At 49.3% G+C, this 1,638-nt stretch carries 1 protein-coding gene and 1 pseudogene; both read right to left on the minus strand.

All coding sequences use genetic code 11. The features are described 5' to 3' along the window. Positions 1-202, minus strand: a pseudogene (locus tag IQ219_RS19485) (TerB family tellurite resistance protein); the annotation flags it as partial. Positions 203-363: 161 nt separating this feature from the next. Next, positions 364-1,638: 16S rRNA (cytosine(967)-C(5))-methyltransferase (locus IQ219_RS19490; protein ID WP_194073709.1), on the minus strand; the 1,275-nt coding region annotated here is incomplete at its 5' end.

Below are 1,638 nucleotides of genomic sequence, written 5' to 3' on the forward strand. Positions count from 1 at the left end.
CATTCACCCAGGCATAGCATTGGGGCGCTTCCACGGATTTTAGTTCTGATAAAAGGGCCTGTAATTCCGGATCATTTTCTACTTCATATTCCGCTGCTAAGCGTCGTAGATATTGCCTTTCTTCCACTTGGATTACCCCATCTAGCCCAGCGGCCCCAATCAGAATTTTGAGTAGTTGTTTAGTTTTAGCGGTTTTCGTCATGGCGCATTACCCCCCAGGGATGGAATGGTACAGTTAACTCAGCTGAAGTTTCCGGTCAAGCAATAAGTCCCATGTATTGTTTTTAGGACATTAACCCCCTAACCAGAATTTTGATTCACTATTCCTATTGTGGGGGGAAGGGCCGATCGCCGTTAGGATTGTTAAGCTTTCTTTAAATTTGCGATGAAAAATCCGTCTTGCTGGTGTTGGTGGGGAAGAATAGTCAGCATACCGTCAGTAATAGCTTGGGAATCTCCCGATGGGCTAATCCAGGTAAAGTTTTCCGGCCGCCAATCTTCATGGTCTTGCAAAAACTGTTTAATTTGCGCTTCATTTTCTGCCGGGTTCAAAGTGCAGGTGGAATAAACCAGGGTGCCGCCGGATTTCACCAAAGGGGCGATCGCCGTTAATAGAGATTGTTGCAGGGGTAAAAGGGTGGCAATGGTATCTGGATTTTGTCGCCAACGTAGATCCGGATTGCGATGCAGAGTTCCTAGCCCGGAGCAGGGTACATCCAGTAACGCCCGGTCTACCAACTCCATGGGAGGTTTTGTCCCCGGTTGAATCAAATCCCCCTCCCAGGTTTTAATGCTGGTTAGTCCTAATCTTTGTTGGGTAACGGCCAACTTTTGTAAGCGCCAACCATGGCGATCGCCGGCATAAATTTGTCCCTGGTCCCCCATCAACTCAGCCATGTGGGTAGTTTTACCGCCGGGGGCTGCACAAACATCAAAAATAGTTTCCCCCGGTTGGGGATTGAGGATTTGGGCCACCCATTGGGCACTAGCATCCTGCACCGTCCAGAGACCTTCTACAAAACCTGGCAGTTGGGTGATGGCCCCGGTTTTTCCGGTCAACCTTAACCCCTGGGGTAAACCGGCCATGGCGGTGGCGGTAATATTCATGGACTCCAACATCTGGGCCACTGCTTCCCGACTGGTTTGCAAGGGATTGATGCGGATATCTAAAGAGGGGTTGTGATTGAAATAAGCACATAAAGCTTCCGTTTCTTCCCGGCCCCAGGTTTGTACAAATAAATCCACCAACCAATCGGGGAAACTATATTTTCCGCCTAAACTGATTTTTTCCTGGTCTACAACTCCTTCTCCCCCTTCCTGCCCCCGTTGGTAGCGGCGCAACATACCGTTAACAACTTTGCTCAACCCCTTTAAACCATTGGCCTTAGCCAAATCCACACTGGTATTGACCGCCGCCGAAGCCGGAATCTGATCCAGATAGCTCAATTGATACAGCCCCAGATGCACAATCCGTCTTAAATCCGGCGGTTGTTTACTAATCGGGCGATCGCCAAGTTGCTCAACTAAATAGTCCAGGGTTCTTTGTCGGCGCACCACTCCGTACACCAATTCCGTACATAAACGGCGATCGGGAGGAGACAATGAATGTTTTTGCAAAGCCCGGTCAATGGCCACATC

The sequence above is a fragment of the Synechocystis sp. LEGE 06083 genome, assembly GCF_015207725.1.
GTDB lineage: Bacteria > Cyanobacteriota > Cyanobacteriia > Cyanobacteriales > Microcystaceae > Synechocystis > Synechocystis salina.